Here is a 15,154-nt window from a genome sequence, read left to right as displayed (position 1 = left end):
CACAGCCAATGCAGGAGACACCTTCGTCAGTCCTTGACCGCTTCCTTCGACCGGATGTCGCACTGCATCCCGAACCGCGTGAGAACAACCGCGACTATGTAGACAAGATGCTGCTTGCCGCGCTGCAGGAAGCGCAAGTGACCGCGCGCTCTTACGACACCAAGGCGCAGATCGTTGGAGCCGGCTACATCCTTGCGCTCAATCTGGTGCTGCATTTCGGCGATCTCCTGCCGACGCGTGCACCGCTTGGCCCGATGTTCTTCGCGGTGGTGTGGGGTATCGTCATCATGCCGATCCTGCAGTTCGGACAGGTGCTCTATCCAACTCGGGCGCGCGCGGATAAGCAACTCGTCGCCAAAACGTCCGGCGGAGCCGAGCAGCGTGTGTATTATGTCGATCCCGACTTATTCACCGATCTCAAAGACTTCGTCCAACAAGCACTGAGGTCCGACTGGACTTCGGTACTTGCCGCCGAACTGCTCAAAACATCCCGCGTCAGAATTATCAAGCAGGCGCGCTTTCGGCGCGGCCTCATGATGGCCGTCATTTCTTTCGTCGTACTCGGAGGCGAACAGTTTGCGCGAAGCCTCACCATCGCCTGACGTCGAACGCACGGTAGATCGGCGGGGACGGACGCGAGGAGCCGTGGCCTTCTGCCGTACCGAAGCCGACGTGACCACAGCGCGTGGATCGCGCACGATCAAGCCTCGCGCGCTACGAACGCTGCAACAGTCCGTTCAGGGCGAGGTCAAAATGCGCTTCTATGAAGGCTGGTCCATCGAGCGGCCTTCGGTCTGCAAACATCAGCCGCCATACGGCAACGTGAAGGATCGAACTGGCGACGACGTCAGGATAATTTGCAGCCGCTCCACGGCGGAATTCACCCGCAGACACTCCTTCTTCGACGAGTGCGCGGACAGCCGCGACCAGCGGGGCGATGAACTCGTCAAAGTGCCGGTCCACGATGTCGGGGAAACGCGTTCCGTCGGACAACGTCAGGCGCAGGAGTTCCCTTGTTTTCCGGTCGTTGGGGATCTTTTCGTATGCAAGGAGCAGGAGTGCCCGCAGCCGGTTGGCGTACGAGCCTTGGAAGGTGCCGACAGAGGCCAGCACGTCCTTGAACGGTGTCGACATGTGGCGGAACATCTCCTCGAAGAGCACCTCCTTTGTCGGAAAATACAGATAAATGGTGCCCTTCGTCACGCCGAGGCGGGCGGCGACGTCTTCCACCCGCGTAGCCGCGTAGCCCTTTGCGGTGAACTCCTCGAACGCGGCCTCGAGAATCTCCTGAGGGCGCCGGGCCTTTTGCTCTGCCCGCGAGGGCCTCTTCTCAGTCTTTGCCATCTCACTTCCATTCCTGCTGGGCCACGACGGTCGTTCGAATCGCGTGGTTACGGCGATTCTAACAGGTTAACCCGCGGCTTAGGCCGGAATGCCTCTCCCGTTCTGACCGTGCGTCAACGTGTAGTCTCGCCATTGTTGACTAACCCGTTAGTCAGTGATACTAGCGCATCATCCCTTTGGTTGCAAACCGTAACGGAGCAAAAAATGCAGCCCTTTCGTTTGATTGGAATTGGTCTCGCCTGCGCCTATCTCGCCGGCTGCGAAGACAAAGCCGAAGTGACGCCATCGCCGCAGCAGGTTCGGGCGGTGAGCGCCTCGCAGGCCGAATATCAGCCCAGAGCCGAAATCACCGGGGAGGTAAAGGCCCGCATTCAGTCCGACCTGTCCTTCCGCGTCAGTGGCAGGGTGATCGAGCGCTTCGTCGATGTCGGCTTGCATGTGCGCACCGGCGATGTTCTCGCCCGCCTTGACGACAAAGAACAGCGGGCCGACGTGGAAGTCGCCCGAGCCGGGCTCGAGTCGGCCCGCGCGATCGTCAAGCAGAGGACGCTGACGTTTGATCGGTACGAGGCGCTTTTGCGCTCGCGCTCGATCTCGCAGGCGACCTTCGATCAGGCCGACAAGGAGCTGCGGACCGCAAAAGCGTCGCTGGAAGCTGCCGAGGCGGCGCTGGCGACGGCCGAGGACGCCCTGTCCTACACCGAGCTGAAGGCCGACGCGGACGGCATCATCACCGCACGCGAGATCGAGGTCGGCCGCGTCGTTTCTGCGGCGCAGCCTGCCTTCACGCTCGCCCATGACGGCCGGCGAGATGCCGTCTTCGACGTGTTCGAGGCCTTCTTTCTGGAAGGGCGGCCACTGGCAGACGTTGAGGTGGCACCAATCGCGGATCGCGCCCTGGAAACGCAAGCGACGGTCAGGGAGGTCTCTCCCTTCATCGACACGAGAACCGGAACGGTCCGCATCAAGGTGGCACTCCCGGAAGATGCGCAATGGCCGCTCGGCACGTCCGTCGTCGGTGAGTTCCGTTCACCGACGCGCAAGGGAATCGTCCTGCCCGCCGGCGCGATCGCATCGGCCATGGGCGAGCCCGCCGTGTGGCTCATCGACCCCGAAAACCGCTCCGTGTCGCTCCGGAAGATTGCGGTCGCGAGCTACCGCAAAAGCGATCTGATCGTCGCCGGCGGGATCGCCCCGCAGGACCTGATCGTCACCGAGGGCGGAAAGTTTCTCAAGGAAGGCCAAGCCGTGGCCTGGAAGGGCAAGTAAGATGGCTCGTTACCAATCTCACCTTTCGTTTTCACTCGTCGCAGCACTCGCGCTTCTTGCCGGCTGCGATCAGGATGCCGGCGCTGGCGAGCCGGCCAAGCCGCGGCCCGTCAAGTCCGTCGCGGCGAGCGCCGCGCAGGCGGAAACAGTGCACTTCCCCGGAATCGTCCAGGCCCGGGTGGAAACCGATCTTGCATTCCGCACATTGGGGCGCGTCGTATCGCGCAAGGTGAATGTCGGCGATCTCGTGCGGGCAGGCGATATCGTGGCCGAGATTGATCCGCTCGCTCTTGAGCTCGCGGTCCGGAGCGCCGAAGCCGATCTGCGCAACGCTGAAGCGCAGTTTGAAAACGCCATGCTGACGGAGGACCGCAAGCGCCGGCTGTCCTCGACGAGCGCCGCGAGCATCGCCGATCTGGATCTTGCCGAGCAGGCGCTGAAATCGGCCTGGGCCAGTGTCGGACAGGCAAATGCCAGCCTCGACAAGGCGCGCGAACAGCTTGGTTATGCCGAGTTGAAGGCCGAGTTCGATGGTGTCGTCACCGCCACGTCGGCCGAAGTCGGACAGACGGTAACCGCCGGGCAGCCGGTGCTGAGGCTCGCTCGCCTTGATCGGCGTGACGTGGTCGTCGACGTGCCGGAAACGCAGTTGCGCTCCTTGCGCCTGGGCGACCGGTTCGACGTCGCCCTCCAACTCGACGATACGCTCCGGACCTCCGGCGTTCTGCGCGAGATCGGACCGCAGGCCGATGCCGGCACCCGCATGCGCAGGCTGAAAATCGCGATCGATCAGGCGCCGGAAGTCTTCCGCCTCGGATCAGTGGTAACCGCTGCGCCACCAGAGGTGCAGCAAGTGCGCCAGATCGGCCTGCCTGCGGCGGCCGTCGTAAAGAAGGATGGCACCGACCATGTCTGGGTGGTCGATCTCGCGACCCACACCGTTTCACTGAGACCCGTCCGGCTCGACATCTCGTCCAACGACGCCCGTTCCATCCGCGTCCTCTCCGGGCTTACCGACGGGGAAGAGGTTGTCGTCGCCGGCGTGAATCAACTGGCCGAGGGCCAGAGCGTGAGAACCAAACAGGAGCAACGCCCGTGAACAAGTTCAACCTTTCAGACTGGGCGCTCGAGCATCGCTCACTCGTCTGGTATTTCATGCTCATCTTCACAGTGGCCGGAGCCTACGCCTATATGGCCCTCGGCCGCGAGGAAGATCCGTCCTTCACCATCAAAACGATGGTCATCCAGGCCCAGTGGCCCGGCGCCTCCGCTCAGGAAGTGACGCAGCAGGTCACCGATCGTATCGAAAAGAAGCTGCAGGAACTCAACAATCTCGAACATACCCGCAGTATCACCACCGCCGGTCAGACCATCGTCTTCGTTGACCTGCTGCCGGAGACGAACGCAGCGGATGTGAAGCCCACCTGGTCGCGGGTGCGCAACCTGATTGACGATATTACGCACGAGTTTCCGCAGGGCGTTATCGGGCCGTTCTTCGACGACCAGTTCGGCGATGTATACGGTAATATCTATGCGTTTATGGGCGACGGCCTCAGCCATAGGGAGTTGCGCGATTTCGCGGAGGACGCCCGAACGCAGATCCTCAAGGTTCGAGACGTGGGTAAGGTCGACATCGTCGGTGCACAGGACGAGGCCATCTATCTCGAATTCTCCACCCGCAAGATCGCCGCCCTCGGCATCGACCGCGCCGCGATCGTCTCCGCACTGCAGGCGCAAAACGCCGTGACACAGTCCGGCTTCGTCGAGGCGGGACCGGAGCGCATCGCGCTGCGCGTCGGCGGTCGTTTCATCTCCGAAGACACGTTGCGCGGCATCAATCTCAGGGTAAACGATCGCTTCTTTCCGCTAACGGATGTCGCCAACATCACCCGCGGCTATGTCGACCCGCCAAGCTCGCTTTTCCGCTTCAATGGAAAACCGGCGATCGGGCTCGCGATTGGCATGAAGACGGGCGGCAACGTGCTTGCCTTTGGCGAAGCGATCGAGGAGACGATGGCCGGGATCGTTCAGGACCTTCCGGTCGGCGTCGCGGTCGAACAGGTATCCGACCAGCCGAAAGTCGTTCACGAAGCCGTCGGGGGCTTCACAAAGGCCCTGTTCGAGGCGGTTGCGATCGTGCTCGTGATCAGTTTCATCAGCCTGGGTTTGAGGGCTGGCCTGGTCGTGGCGATCGCAATCCCGCTCGTTCTCGCCATCACCTTTATGGTCATGCTCTATACAGGGATTTCGCTGCAGCGTATCTCGCTCGGAGCGCTCATCATCGCTCTCGGTCTTCTCGTCGACGACGCGATGATCGCGGTCGAGATGATGGTGGCGCGGCTGGAATTGGGTGACAGCCTGAAGAAGGCCGCCACTTACGTCTACACGTCCACGGCCTTCCCGATGCTGACCGGCACGCTCGTGACCGTCGCGGGCTTCATCCCCGTCGCGTTCAACAAGAGCAGCGCCGGCGAGTTCACCTTCTCTCTCTTCGTCGTCATCGCCGTATCGCTCATCGTGTCCTGGATCGTCGCCGTGCTGTTCACGCCCCTGCTCGGCGTGACCTTGCTGCCCAAGACGATGAAGAAGCATGCCGAACACAAGGGCTGGTCCGCGAGGGCATTTTCAAGGCTGCTGCAATTCTGCCTGCGCTGGCGCTGGATGACGATCATCGCGACGGTCCTGCTCTTCGCCGGATCGGTCGCCGGCCTGTCGATGGTGCAACAGCAGTTCTTTCCGAGTTCCGACCGGCCGGAACTCATCGTCGACTGGAATCTGCCGCAGAACAGCTCGGTTGCCGAAACGAGCCGCCAGATGGGTCAGTTCGAGCGTGAGGTGCTGACTGGCAACCCTGCGGTAGAGCATTGGTCGACATATGTCGGAAGGGGCGCGCCGCGCTTCATCCTTTCCTTCGATGTACAGCCGGCTGACGTTGCCTTCGGGCAGACCGTCATCGTCACCAAAGGGCTCGAGGCTCGCGACAAGCTGAAGCAGGAAGTCGAAGCGTATCTGCAGAAGACTTTTCCCGGAACTGACGCCTATGTGAAGCTTCTGGAAATCGGACCGCCGGTCGGCAAGCCGATTCAGTACCGTGTGTCCGGCGAGGACCTCCAGACGGTGCGCGATCTCGCGCAAAAACTGGGGTCTGTCGTCGGCACCCATCCTTCCCTCAAGAACCTCGCCTTTGACTGGAATGAGCCAGCGCGCGTCGTCAAGCTCGACGTGCTGCAGGACAAGGCGCGGCAGCTCGGCGTCTCATCCCAGGACATCGCCATGGCGCTCAACACCGTCGTCCGAGGGGACGCGGCAACGCAGGTCAGGGACGACATCTATCTGGTCAATGTGGTCGGCCGCGCCGCAGAAACCGAGCGCGGTTCGATCGACACGCTGCTGGACCTGCAACTGCAATCCAGCAGCGGCCAGTCGGTCCCATTGTCCTCGGTCGCAAGGTTTCGCTATGAGGTGGAACAACCGACGATCTGGCGGCGCGACAGGCTCCCGACCATCACCGTCAAGGCTGGGATCAGCGATACGACGCAGCCGGCGTCTATCGTGAAGGCGCTGGCCGACAAGGTTGCGGCGTTCGAGCAGACGTTGCCGGTCGGCTATCACGTCGAAGTCGCCGGTGCGGTCGAGGAAAGCGCCAAGTCGCAGGGTCCCATTGCGACGGTGGTGCCGGCCATGCTCCTCATCATGGCAACGCTCCTGATGATCCAGCTTCAGAGCTTCCACAGGCTGTTCCTGGTCTTCTCGGTTGCTCCGTTGGCCCTCATCGGCGTCGTCGTGGCTCTCATTGTGAGCAATGCCCCGCTCGGATTCGTCGCGCTCCTCGGCGTGCTCGCGCTCGTCGGCATCCTCATCCGCAACTCGGTGATCCTGATCGTGCAGATCGAGGAATTGCGCGCAGAGGGCATGTCGCCATGGAAGGCGGTCGTCGAAGCGACCGAACATCGCATGCGGCCGATCATGCTGACCGCCGCGGCCGCCACCCTGGCGCTGATCCCGATCTCACACGAGATCTTCTGGGGACCAATGGCCTACGCGATGATGGGCGGAATTGTCGTGGGAACGGCCCTGACGCTTCTCTTCCTTCCGGCGCTCTATGTTGCCTGGTTCCGCATTCCGCGCGAAGTCGAGCAGCACTGAGATGCGCGGCTCCATCTCTCTCGACCGCCCGCGAAGCATTTTCGCTGTACAATGGACCGGCCGCTCGCGGCCGGTCCGGGCGACAAACCGGACGGGGCCTCGACGGGTGCTCCCGCTGATACTGCTCCTGTCCGTCGCCTTAAACGGCTGCGCGACTCGCGTGGAGAACGTCCTTCAACCGCCAGCAGTGGCCGCTACTGACGCGAACCGGGTCGACATGCTGGTGGCGACGACGCGCAAGCCGTCGGACGATCCCGGCCGACTCTATTCGGGCGAGCGCGGAACGGCGATCTCGCTCAACAGCGTCACCGTCTCCATTCCTCCGGATCGAAACCGCAAGATCGGCGAGGTGCAATGGCCCTCGCGCGTACCGCCCAATCCTGAAAAGGAATTCGCGGTCCTTGACGTTGGCAAGGTCGCTTCGGAAGGGCAGGCTCTCAAGTGGTTCCGCAAGAACCGGAACGCCAAGCGCCAGGTGCTCATCTTCGTGCACGGCTTTAACAACACCTATGCAGACGCCGTCTTCCGCTTCGCCCAGATCGTTCACGACTCGGGCACTGATGCGGCGCCGATTCTCTTCGCCTGGCCATCACGGGCGCGCGTCTTCGACTATCTCTACGATAAGGAAAGCGCAAACTACTCGCGGCGGGCACTAGAGGACCTGATCCTTCAGGCGACAAGGAGCCCCGACGTCGATGACGTGACGATCCTTGCGCATTCGATGGGTACCTGGCTCGCCGCCGAGGCGCTCCGCGGCGTTGCCATGCGCGAAAAGGCAATCCCGGCCAAAATCAAGAACGTCGTGCTTGCGTCGCCGGACATCGATATCGATGTGTTTCGTCGCCAATTCCTAGAGATGGGAGCCAAACGGCCGCATTTCGCGATCGTGACATCGACGCGGGACAAGGCGCTTGGGGCTTCTCGGTGGCTGTCGGGCGGAGTTGAACGAATCGGAGGGGCAGATCTCAGACCCTATGCCGCCGCGCTCGAGGAACTTGGCGTTTCCGTCATCGACACGAGCGCCATCGCCTCGAACGATCCGCTTGGCCATAATGCCTTCGCCGACAGCCCCGAGATCGTACGTCTGCTCGGCCGGCGCCTGGCCGGTCAATCGCTTTCGGGAGGCGATGCCACGTTCGCGGATCGTGCAGGAGTGGCGGCTGCCAATTTCGCCGGGTCGGCCGCGCGCGTGGCCGTTGCGGGGCCGGCATCGGTCATCAGCGGCGAAGCTCGCGAAGTGTTGAAGCGCGAGCTTTCCCCCTCGACCGGGGAGATCGTGGACGGGCAGATCTCGTACTGAATGCAGGGCCGCTGCCCAGTCGAACGCAGCCCAGGAGGTGGCGAAGCACGCCACCTCCCAAAGCCAAAAAGCGCAAAGCAATGGGAGCCGACTAGCCTGTTCGCAGCCGCGGCCCCTTACGGCGCCAGAGTCGTTTGAACGACCCGATAGCCTCGTCGTTTGTCGGCGAGAGGCCGGATGCTCCTTAGTCGAATGCGCCACCGCATCGTGCGCAGCCCTCCACCTCTCCCGAGGACATCGTTTCGAGGGTTTGAACAGCGACGTTCAAATCTGCGGAAAAGCCGAACATCGCGTTGTTGACTATAACGTCATTATGACTTAATAGTCATTTATGGCCGATAGGGAGGAGACGCCTATGAAACTGCAAGCCGCGCGTGCAGTCGCGACGGGACCGGAATTTCTGCGCACGCGGACCTGGTGAGCGCGCGCCATGTTAGCCATCAAACCGAAGATGAGCCGGCAGGTTCTCAGAGCCATCTTGTTTGCCCTGCCCAAGGTACTCAATCACACCGCTTCCGGCCGTCCCGCGTTCGCTGAACGGCTAAAGCAGCGCGATGTTGTGGCATGGATTGGTCTGCAGGACGGTAGCCTCGGCCGCATTCTGGAAATCCGAGACGGCAGATTCCGCTCCCGTGCGGGTTCGCCGGCCGAGGCCGAAGTGGCCATGTCCTTCAAGGACGCAGCGACGGCTTTGAAGCTCCTGATGCCCAATCGCGATCAGTTGGAAATCATCCATGCGGCCAAGAACTTCAAGGTCGTGACGACGGGACCGGACGATCTGGTCGTCTGGTTCACGCAGACCCTCAACATGAGCGAAACTGCAGGCTTGTCCATGGGAACGCCGATGCCCGACGGCAGCCGCCGTTATACCACCTGCACCAACGGCGGACCCCTGTTCGTTCACGTCAAGGACGGCCGGATCCTGCGCGTTACTCCCGTCGAGTTCGACGGCAGCGACCCGTCCACCTGGGTGATCGAAGCCCGTGGGCGCAAGTTCAGCCCGCCGCGCCGCGCGCTGGTTGCCCCCCACGCTTTGACAATGAAATCGCTGGTCTATTCGGACAAGCGAATCCTTTACCCGATGAAGCGGGTGGACTTCGATCCCGACGGCGAACGCAACCCACAGAACCGCGGAAAATCCGGCTACGTGCGGATCAACTGGGACGAGGCGCTGGACATCGTCGCCAAGGAGATCAATCGGCAGAAGCGCGTCCACGGACCCGGTTCGATCACATTCCCCATGTCGTCCCATCATCAGTGGGGAAACGTGGGCTACTACCTGAGCTCGCTGATGCGGTTCGCCAACCTGATCGGCTTCACCCGGGTCGCGGCCAATCCGGACAGTTGGGAAGGCTGGTACTGGGGTGCCATGCACCATTTCGGCAATTCAATGCGTGTCGGCGTGCCTGCGGGCTACGGCGGGGTGGAGGATTGCCTCAAGGAAGCCGAGATGATCGTCTTCTGGTCCTGCGATCCCGAAAGCACCAATGGAGCCTATGCGGGGTTCGAGGGCACGGCGCGCCGTCTTTGGGCCAAGGAACTCGGCATCGAGTTCGTGCATATCGATCCGCATTGCAATCCAACAGCACAGTTGCTGGGTGGACGCTGGTTGCCCGTCCGGCCGCAGACCGACGCGGCCCTGGCACAGGCGATCATGTATGTCTGGGTCACGGAAAGCCTTTATGACGAGGAGTACGTCGCCACCCGCACCACCGGCTTCGATGAATGGAAGGCGTACCTGCTGGGCGAAACCGATGGCGTCCCCAAGACGCCCGAATGGCAGGAGGTCGAGACCGGCATCCCTGCCAAAGACGTGCGCGCCTTGGCCCGCAAGTGGGGTTGCAAGAAGGTCTACCTGGCTGTCGGAATGACAGGCGCTGGATTCGGCGGTGCAGGTCGCGGCGCGACCGGGGCTCAGTGGGCCCGCTGCATGATCATGATGCTGGCGATGCAGGGCTGGGGCAAGCCGGGCGTCAACTTCGGCGGTCTCCAGATCGGCGTCCCGCACGACCTGCATTTCTATTTTCCGGGCTATGCCGACGGAGGAATTTCCGGCGACCTGGCGTGGACCGGCAATGCGCTCAACAACTATCAGCGCATGCCGCACATCCTGACGATGAATCCCGTCAAGCAGATGGTGCCGCGCCAGCAACTGCCCGATGCTATCATCGACGGTCACGCTACCGGCTATCTCTGGGACGGCATGGCTCAGGAGGCTCAGTTCGCGCCTTTCAGCTATCCTATGCCGGGGTACTCGCCGATTCACATGATCTACCGCTACGGCGGATCGTCTCTGAGCACAGTGACCCGCTCGGGGCGCTGGGTGGACGCCTACCGGCACGAGAGCATCGAGTGCGTGGTCAACCAGTCCATCTGGATGGAGGGCGAGGCGCAGTTTGCCGATATCATCCTGCCGGCCTGCACCTCGCTGGAACGCTGGGACATCGGCGAATGGGCGAATTCCGGAGGCTACGCCCATCACGGCGTCAACGTCGTCAACCATCGCGTCATCACCCTCCAGCATAAATGCATTGAGCCCCTGGGCGAGTCGAAGTCAGACTACGACATATTTACCGCCATCCTGACCCGGCTGGGTCTCGGTGCGGTCTTTACCGAGGGCTGCAGCGAGCTCGACTGGGTCAAGCGGGTGTTCGATTCGTCAGATCTGCCCGGCGAAATTCCCTGGAAGAAATTCTGCCGCAAGGGCTACTACGTCGTACCGCCCGAAAAATCGGAACTCAGACAACCCGTCGACATGCGCTGGTTTGCCGAGGGCAGGCGCAAGGATCTGCCGGAACCGGCTCCGATGCCATCCCAGTACGCCGAAGCGTTCGGCATGGGCCTGCAAACGCCGAGCGGCAAACTGGAATTCGTGCCCGAGATATTGAAGCGCAACACGGCGGACAATCCGGACCGCCCACCGGTCAACCGCTACATTCCCTCCTGGGAAGGACTGCGCAACGCCGAGCTGGCCGAGCGCTATCCGCTGCAGATGATCGCCGCTCATAGCCGCTACAGCTTTCACACTAGCATGGATGGCAAGAACAGTGCGGTCAATCAGGTGGAGGACCACCGCGCCTTGGTTGCCGGCCATCGCTTCTGGTTGCTGCGGCTCAACCCGGCCGATGCCGCCGCCCGGGGCATTGGCCATCGTGACCTCGTGAAAATCTTCAACGATCGCGGCGCCGTGATCTGCGCCGCCGACATTTCGCCTCTAGTGACCCCAGGCGTCGTCAAGTCCTATGAGGCCAGCGCCGAGTTCCAGCTCATCGACGTTGCTGGGGAGACCGTCGAGGTCGGCGGCTGCTTGAACATCCTTACCCCGGACAGACCGCAGACCCGCGGAACCAGCAGCATGGCTCCCAATTCCTGCCTTGTGCAAGTCGAGAAGTGGCGGAACGCCGAGGCGTTCAGGATGAATCGCGCAGCGTAGGAGGAAACCGTGAGCAAATGGAACCTGATCATCAACGTTGGAAGCTGCGTGAACTGCTACAATTGCGTCATCGCGAACCGGGATGAGCATGTCGGAAACGAGTTCGCGGGCTACTCGGCGCCGGCCCCTGCGGTCGGCGATAGCCCCATCCGCATCCTGCGGCGTACGCAGGGCAGCGCCCCCATGGTGGAGACCACCTACTTGCCGGTGATGTGCAATCACTGCGATGACGCGCCCTGCATGCGCCGTGCCGGCGACGCCATTCGCAAACGCGACGATGGCATCGTCATCATCGATCCGGTGAAGTCGCGTGGCCGCAAGGACATCGTCCGCTCCTGCCCGTATGGCGCAATCGTCTGGAACGAGGAGCAGCAGGTACCACAAACTTGGTTCTTCGACGCTCACCTGCTGGATCAGGGATGGGATCGGCCCCGCTGTCAACAGTCCTGCCCGACGGACGTTTTCGAGGCGGTGAAACTCGATGACGCCGTCATGGAGAAAAAAGCAGAGACGGAAGGTCTCAAGGTGCTCAAGCCCAACCTCGCGACCAAACCCCGCATTTGGTACCGAGGCCTGGAGCGCTGGGAGACGTGCTTTATCGGTGGCAGCGTCAGCGCAGAACTTGCCGGGTTGGTCGATTGCGTCCAAGGGGCGGAGGTAACCCTTTTCCAGGCAGGCGAGCGTATCGCGAGAGCCACGACGAACGACTTCGGCGATTTTGCCTTCGATGGCTTGCCGGGTGACGGAAGCACATATCGCGTCGAAGTAACCCACGCAAATGGCAGCGTCTGGCGCGACTGTGTCCTAAGCGAGAGCATCTATCTGGGCGAATTGCGATTGGCCTGCCACGACGCCGCAGATGAGCGTGGAGGACCCGATGCTTGATAGTCATCATTGCCGCTCGGATGTGACCAATCGCCGAACAAGACGACAGGAGAGCCGGGGAACGAACGTTGCCCGCATTCTCGGTGCGGCAGAGACTTTGTGCGCGCTCTATGGATCCGGGAAGACGAACGTCTGCGACATCGCGAGCTACCTGAAGATGTCGCCAGCAAATGTCTACAGGTTCTTCCCATCCAAATCGGCGCTTTACGACGAGCTTGTTGCGCGAGTGCTCGAAGACAATTTTCCCGTCATGCCACCCAACTACGGAAGGCTTACGAGTGCAGAAAGTCTCCGAATGTTCATCCTGGAGCTGCACCGACGAGTTCTTGCGCTCATGCGGGAGGAAGAAAAGCTCTTTGAACTACTCACGGTCGCCGACGATGAGCGCTGGCCGGCCTTCGAGGCACACGCAAAGCGCGTGAAGGACAGCGTCGCGGAATTTGTCGAAACGGGCGTCCGTGCACAGGAGTTTCGTCAACAGGACAGTCTTCGGGCCGCCGAATGCTTTTGCGCGTCAACTGCGGCGCTCTGGGAGCCGAAAGCTTTCAAGAACTTCCATTTGAGGCGCTCGCTCACTGCGCCCGAGGACCTGGTTTCCTTCAGTGTTGAGGCTCTTCGGATCCGACGCGGCGGAGTTCGTGCTCGCGGCACCGGAGATCGAGCCGGAGAAAGCTCGTCACATCGCTAATTGGAATTGCCGCCGCTACCCAAGTCAGGCAGCGCGGATCGATTGGGAGGAGGACATTCATGCTCGCAACACCCCCTGACGACTTCGGGCACCCCGTTGTCACTCTGCGCGATATCGAGGCATTCGAGCAAACGCCGCTGTCGGAGCGTAACCTCCCGGCAAGCACCTACGAGATGCTTGAGCGCGGCGCCGCTGTCGCGCCGGATCAACCTGCCCTCTCCTTTTTTCTGCGCGTAGGCGATTTCCGTGATCCCTTCGTCTGGACGCATGCAGAGCTCCTCGCTGACATCACGAGGACAGCCAATGTCCTCCGGCGGTTGGGAATTGGTCGCAACGACGTCGTCGCCTTCGTGCTGCCCAATCTGCCCGAAACGCATTTCGTGATCTGGGGCGGCGAGGCGGCGGGCATCGCCTTTGCGATCAATCCACTTCTTGAAGCGGAACAGATCTCCGAGCTTCTCGTCACCGGGAAGGCAAAATGGCTCGTCACCCTGGCCCCATCTCCGGGAACCGACATCTGGCAGAAGGCGATCGGGGCCGCGGCGAATGTGCCGAACCTGCGAGGGGTTCTGACCGTCAGTCTCGCCCCGTATCTCGGTAACACCGCTACCGACGTGCCCCAGGTCCTCGACGGGGTCACCGTTCCTGTTCTCAGCCTGCGCCAGGAGATGGCCGCAGAACCTGGGGACCGGTTGACCTTCGAGACTCCCAAGGCCGAAGACATTTCCTCCTATCTGTGCACAGGCGGCACCACCGGCCTGCCCAAGATCGCCGCGCGCACCCACTTCTCGGAAGTGTTCGACGCCTGGTCAAGCCGAGCCTTCATTGGCGACGCCTTCGCACCGGGCAAGACGATCTTCTGCGGGCTGCCGCTCTTCCACGTCAATGGGCAACTGGTGACGGGCCTCATCCCCTGGGCGCAAGGCGCACATGTCGTCATGGGCACGCCCCAGGGCTATCGCGCAGAGGGAATTATTCCGTCCTTCTGGGACATCGTCGAACATTATCGCGTCGTGGCCTTCTCGGGCGTTCCGACTGTATATTCCGCACTGCTGCAGGTGCCGGTCGGCGGCTGCGACATTTCGAGCGTTCGCTATGGTTTCTGCGGCGCCGCGCCGATGCCCGTGGAACTGTTCCGCAATTTCGAAAACGCGACGGGAATACGCATTCTGGAGGCCTACGGCCTGACGGAAGGCGCCTGTGTTTCCAGTATCAATCCTCCCCAAGGCGAGCGACGCATCGGCTCGATCGGCCTGCGCCTCCCCTACCAGAAAATGGCAGTGGTCAGACTCGATGATTCCGGCGGCTTCACCGGATTCGCCGGGGCGGAAGAGGTCGGCGTGCTCGCGATCCACGGGCCCAACGTCTTCGCCGGCTATATCAATGCGGAACACAACAACGGTCTCTGGCTCGAGATCGACGGCGAGCGCTGGATGAACACCGGCGATCTCGCCCGCCAGGATGCGGACGGCTATTTCTGGCTGACAGGCCGCAAGAAGGAACTCATCATCCGGGCCGGCCACAACATCGATCCCAAGCTGATCGAAAATGCTGTGCAGGATCACCCGGCGGTGCAACTCGCCGCAGCGGTTGGGCGACCCGATGAACGCGCCGGAGAACTGCCCGTCCTCTACATTCAGTTGAAGCCGGGGACGACGGCATCGGAGGCGGACCTGCTTGCTCATGCTGTCGGCCGAATTCCAGAGCGCGCCGCACATCCCAGATCAGTCCGGATTCTGGCCGCGCTGCCCATCACATCCGTCGGCAAGATCTTCAAACCAGCATTGTCGATGCTGGAGATCGAGGACGTCGTACGCCAGGAGGCGGCATCGGCCGGCGTGAAGCTCGAATCGCTCTCGGTCGTTCAAGACGCCCGGCTTGGGCTGCTGGCAAGAATTGCAACTGAGGGCGATCCAGGGCCGCTGCGCGAAAAAATGGGTCGCTACACCTTTAAGACGCAGTTCCTCTGAAAATTCGCGAGAAAAGGACGCCAATCATGGCGATCAATCTTGCCCGTTCGGAGAGCGGGCGCCGGCACTCCCTTGGGCAAACTACCAGTCAGGAAACCAATCATGAATGCTCCAACTCG

General features: G+C 61.9%; 10 protein-coding genes. 9 read left to right on the top strand and 1 reads right to left on the bottom strand.

Annotated features, from left to right (window positions below):
- Positions 1-8: 8 nt before the first annotated feature.
- Entirely contained in the window at positions 9-602 is a 594-nt protein-coding gene (locus RB548_RS02025; RefSeq protein ID WP_331373399.1) for a hypothetical protein, read from the top strand.
- Between the two features lie 112 nt (positions 603-714).
- Here the strand turns inward: RB548_RS02025 and RB548_RS02020 are convergent, their stop codons facing one another.
- Positions 715-1,344 (bottom strand): TetR/AcrR family transcriptional regulator, encoded by a 630-nt coding sequence (locus RB548_RS02020; RefSeq protein ID WP_331373398.1) that lies wholly within the window; start codon positions 1,342-1,344, stop codon positions 715-717.
- 204 nt (positions 1,345-1,548) lie between these two features.
- Here RB548_RS02020 and RB548_RS02015 point away from each other — a divergent pair, with 204 nt between their 5' ends.
- The 8 genes from RB548_RS02015 (at position 1,549) to RB548_RS01980 (ending at position 15,035) form a co-directional block, all read left to right on the top strand.
- A complete protein-coding gene (locus tag RB548_RS02015; RefSeq protein WP_331373397.1) occupies positions 1,549-2,613 on the top strand; it encodes an efflux RND transporter periplasmic adaptor subunit in 1,065 nt (354 codons plus the stop codon).
- A 1-nt stretch (position 2,614) separates the two neighbouring features.
- Positions 2,615-3,712, top strand: a complete 1,098-nt coding sequence (locus tag RB548_RS02010) for an efflux RND transporter periplasmic adaptor subunit (protein WP_331373396.1) — start codon at positions 2,615-2,617, stop codon at positions 3,710-3,712.
- A complete protein-coding gene (locus RB548_RS02005) occupies positions 3,709-6,759 on the top strand; it encodes an efflux RND transporter permease subunit (protein ID WP_331373395.1) in 3,051 nt (1,016 codons plus the stop codon). Before RB548_RS02010 ends, RB548_RS02005 begins: the two co-directional genes overlap by 4 nt.
- Position 6,760: 1 nt before the next feature.
- Positions 6,761-8,059 carry an alpha/beta hydrolase gene (locus RB548_RS02000; RefSeq protein ID WP_408642393.1) on the top strand — a complete coding sequence of 433 codons (1,299 nt, stop codon included), beginning with the start codon at positions 6,761-6,763 and terminating at the stop codon, positions 8,057-8,059.
- A 430-nt stretch (positions 8,060-8,489) separates the two neighbouring features.
- Positions 8,490-11,492, top strand: a complete 3,003-nt coding sequence (locus RB548_RS01995) for a molybdopterin-dependent oxidoreductase (protein WP_331373393.1) — start codon at positions 8,490-8,492, stop codon at positions 11,490-11,492.
- A 9-nt stretch (positions 11,493-11,501) separates the two neighbouring features.
- Positions 11,502-12,377 carry a 4Fe-4S dicluster domain-containing protein gene (locus tag RB548_RS01990; protein ID WP_331373392.1) on the top strand — a complete coding sequence of 292 codons (876 nt, stop codon included), beginning with the start codon at positions 11,502-11,504 and terminating at the stop codon, positions 12,375-12,377.
- Positions 12,370-13,065 carry a TetR/AcrR family transcriptional regulator gene (locus RB548_RS01985; protein WP_331373391.1) on the top strand — a complete coding sequence of 232 codons (696 nt, stop codon included), beginning with the start codon at positions 12,370-12,372 and terminating at the stop codon, positions 13,063-13,065. Before RB548_RS01990 ends, RB548_RS01985 begins: the two co-directional genes overlap by 8 nt.
- A 59-nt stretch (positions 13,066-13,124) precedes the next feature.
- Positions 13,125-15,035, top strand: a complete 1,911-nt coding sequence (locus RB548_RS01980; RefSeq protein WP_331373390.1) for an acyl-CoA synthetase — start codon at positions 13,125-13,127, stop codon at positions 15,033-15,035.
- Positions 15,036-15,154 lie beyond the last annotated feature (119 nt).

It is taken from the genome of Sinorhizobium chiapasense, assembly GCF_036488675.1.
GTDB classification, from domain to species: Bacteria; Pseudomonadota; Alphaproteobacteria; order Rhizobiales; family Rhizobiaceae; genus Sinorhizobium; species Sinorhizobium chiapasense.
The sequence above is the reverse complement of the archived record's forward strand: the minus strand, read 5'-3'. Positions and strand labels throughout refer to the sequence as shown.

Bases quoted from the DNA above. Each gene is read 5' to 3' on its own strand.
- RB548_RS01980 (WP_331373390.1), top strand. From the start codon at position 13,125: ATGCTCGCAACACCCCCTGACGACTTCGGGCACCCCGTTGTCACTCTG.
- RB548_RS02020 (WP_331373398.1), bottom strand. From the start codon at position 1,344: ATGGCAAAGACTGAGAAGAGGCCCTCGCGGGCAGAGCAAAAGGCCCGG.
- RB548_RS01995 (WP_331373393.1), top strand. From the start codon at position 8,490: ATGTTAGCCATCAAACCGAAGATGAGCCGGCAGGTTCTCAGAGCCATC.
- RB548_RS01985 (WP_331373391.1), top strand. From the start codon at position 12,370: ATGCTTGATAGTCATCATTGCCGCTCGGATGTGACCAATCGCCGAACA.
- RB548_RS02025 (WP_331373399.1), top strand. From the start codon at position 9: ATGCAGGAGACACCTTCGTCAGTCCTTGACCGCTTCCTTCGACCGGAT.
- RB548_RS02015 (WP_331373397.1), top strand. From the start codon at position 1,549: ATGCAGCCCTTTCGTTTGATTGGAATTGGTCTCGCCTGCGCCTATCTC.
- RB548_RS02000 (WP_408642393.1), top strand. From the start codon at position 6,761: ATGCGCGGCTCCATCTCTCTCGACCGCCCGCGAAGCATTTTCGCTGTA.
- RB548_RS02010 (WP_331373396.1), top strand. From the start codon at position 2,615: ATGGCTCGTTACCAATCTCACCTTTCGTTTTCACTCGTCGCAGCACTC.